1 rRNA gene is annotated in these 3265 nt (G+C 52.1%); it reads left to right on the top strand.

Annotation, left to right across the window (positions count from 1 at the left end):
* The first annotated feature begins 291 nt into the window (after positions 1-291).
* A 23S ribosomal RNA gene (locus O4H31_RS19390) occupies positions 292-3196 on the top strand.
* Positions 3197-3265 lie beyond the last annotated feature (69 nt).

Here is a 3265-nt window from a genome sequence, read left to right as displayed (position 1 = left end):
CGCGTTAGGGGATGATCTCGGTTGCTGCCCTTCGGGGCCGGTGTTTGACGGGCTGTTTCCTCGGCCTGCCGGACATATCGCGACCGAAACGAATATGTTGTCCAAGTCAAGTACACTAACCAGAGCGATGACGCGGACCTCCTGCACGGACGGTTCGCTATCTGCATCGCTCATTGTCCAGACGACAGTCTGGGCGGGTAAAAGTATGCTTTTGATACAGGATAAGAGGATCAGTTTCTTACCAGCTTCTGATCTTCGCGCGAGACGCCAAGTCTTGCTTTTTCTGGATCAAATCAAGCGCGAAAAGGGCGTTTGGTGAATGCCTTGGCAGTAAGAGGCGATGAAAGACGTGATACTCTGCGATAAGCCATGGGGAGCTGAGAATAAGCTTTGATCCATGGATTTCTGAATGGGGCAACCCACCTGATTATATTCTGTTATTGCTTCGCAATGAACACTCCGTGCCGACCTTTGGTCGGTACATTTTGATCTTCGATCAAAACACTGGGTGGTCGCTAGCGAAGTGATTATCAGGGTGTAAAACCAGGTATTTTTAGGCTGAATATATAGGCTTAAAAAGGCAAACCCGGGGAACTGAAACATCTAAGTACCCGGAGGAAAGGAAATCAATATGATACTCCCCTAGTAGCGGCGAGCGAACGGGGACCAGCCGAGCCATGAGTGTGGTTAGAATGCGTTGGAATGCGCAACCAAAGTGGGTGATAGTCCCGTATAAGAAGCACGATTGGACGTATTAAGTAGGGCGGAACACGTGAAATTCTGTCTGAAGATCGGAGGACCACCTTCGAAGGCTAAGTACTCCTTACTGACCGATAGTGAACCAGTACCGTGAGGGAAAGGTGAAAAGCACCCCGACGAGGGGAGTGAAACAGTACCTGAAACCGAACGCCTACAAACAGTTGGAGGGACCTTGCGTCCTGACAGCGTACCTTTTGTATAATGGGTCATCGACTTGGTCTCACGAGCAAGCTTAAGCCGTTAGGTGTAGGCGTAGCGAAAGCGAGTCTTAATAGGGCGTTGAGTTCGTGGGATCAGACCCGAAACCGAGTGATCTAGGCATGGCCAGGTTGAAGATAAGGTAACACTTATTGGAGGACCGAACCCACATCTGTTGAAAAAGATCGGGATGAGCTGTGCCTAGGGGTGAAAGGCCAATCAAACTCGGAGATAGCTGGTTCTCTGCGAAATCTATTTAGGTAGAGCGTCGACCGAATACCCTCGGGGGTAGAGCACTGGATGGGTAATGGGGCCCCACAGGCTTACTGATCCTAACCAAACTCCGAATACCGAGGAGTACTAGTCGGCAGACACACGGCGAATGCTAACGTCCGTCGTGAAGAGGGAAACAACCCTAACCTCCAGCTAAGGCCCCTAATTCATGGCTAAGTGGGAAAGCAGGTGAGACGACCAAAACAACCAGGAGGTTGGCTTAGAAGCAGCCATCCTTTAAAGATAGCGTAACAGCTCACTGGTCTAAATAAGTTGTCTTGCGGCGAAGATGTAACGGGGCTCAAGCCATGAGCCGAAGCTGAGGATGCATTTATTGCATGGTAGCAGAGCGTAGTGTGACATAGTTCCATGTGTCCTTATCGTCCTTCGGGACGGGTTGGACACAAGGAGCTTTCTGTGAAGCTGGCGCGTGAGCGATCCGGTGGAGAGATCACTAGTGAGAATGATGACATGAGTAGCGACAAAGAGTGTGAGAGACACTCTCGCCGAAAGTCCAAGGGTTCCTGCTTAAAGCTAATCTGAGCAGGGTAAGCCGACCCCTAAGGCGAGGCCGAAAGGCGTAGTCGATGGGAACCAGGTTAATATTCCTGGGCCAGATGGAAGTGACGGATCTCGAGGGTAGTTCATCCTTATCGGATTGAATGGGCTGCTTAGAGGTCCCTGGAAATAGCTCCATCGCTAGATCGTACCCTAAACCGACACAGGTGGACAGGTAGAGAATACCAAGGCGCTTGAGAGAACTATGTTGAAGGAACTCGGCAAAATACCTCCGTAAGTTCGCGAGAAGGAGGCCCGGTTCCTAGGCAACTAGGGGCTGGGGGCACAAACCAGGGGGTGGCGACTGTTTATTAAAAACACAGGGCTCTGCGAAGTCGTAAGACGACGTATAGGGTCTGACGCCTGCCCGGTGCCTGAAGGTTAAAAGGAGGGGTGAGAGCTCTGAATTGAAGCCCAGGTAAACGGCGGCCGTAACTATAACGGTCCTAAGGTAGCGAAATTCCTTGTCGGGTAAGTTCCGACCTGCACGAATGGCGTAACGACTTCCCCGCTGTCTCCAACATAGACTCAGCGAAATTGAATTACCGGTCAAGATGCCGGTTACCCGCGGTTAGACGGAAAGACCCCGTGCACCTTTACTACAGCTTCACACTGGCATTAGGCCGAACATGTGCAGGATAGGTGGTGGGCTTTGAAACCGAGACGCCAGTCTCGGTGGAGCCTCCCTTGAGATACCACCCTTGTTCTGCTTGATGTCTAACCGCGGACCGTTATCCGGTTCCGGGACCCTGTGTGGCGGGTAGTTTGACTGGGGCGGTCGCCTCCTAAATCGTAACGGAGGCGCGCGAAGGTTGGCTCAGAGCGGTCGGAAATCGCTCGTTGAGTGCAATGGCAGAAGCCAGCCTGACTGCGAGACTGACAAGTCGAGCAGAGTCGAAAGACGGCCATAGTGATCCGGTGGTCCCAAGTGGGAGGGCCATCGCTCAACGGATAAAAGGTACGCCGGGGATAACAGGCTGATACTGCCCAAGAGTCCATATCGACGGCAGTGTTTGGCACCTCGATGTCGGCTCATCTCATCCTGGGGCTGGAGCAGGTCCCAAGGGTACGGCTGTTCGCCGTTTAAAGAGGTACGTGAGCTGGGTTTAGAACGTCGTGAGACAGTTCGGTCCCTATCTTCCGTGGGTGTAGGATACTTGAGAGGAGTTGCCCCTAGTACGAGAGGACCGGGGTGAACGATCCACTGGTGGACCAGTTGTTATGCCAATAGCAGTGCTGGGTAGCTATGATCGGACAGGATAACCGCTGAAGGCATCTAAGCGGGAAGCCCCCCTCAAAACAAGGTATCCCTGAGAGCCGAGGTAGACCACCTCGTCGATAGGCCAGAGATGTAAGCGTGGTAACACGTTCAGTTGACTGGTACTAATTGCTCGATAGGCTTGATTTGATCCAGTAGAAGCAAGACTGCTTAACTGGGCAAAAGCATACACATACAATCAGTTGTACATGACTTGGA

This window comes from Sulfitobacter dubius (assembly GCF_027214245.1).
Lineage (GTDB): Bacteria > Pseudomonadota > Alphaproteobacteria > Rhodobacterales > Rhodobacteraceae > Sulfitobacter > Sulfitobacter dubius_A.
This window is presented reverse-complemented; position numbering and strand designations above follow the sequence as displayed.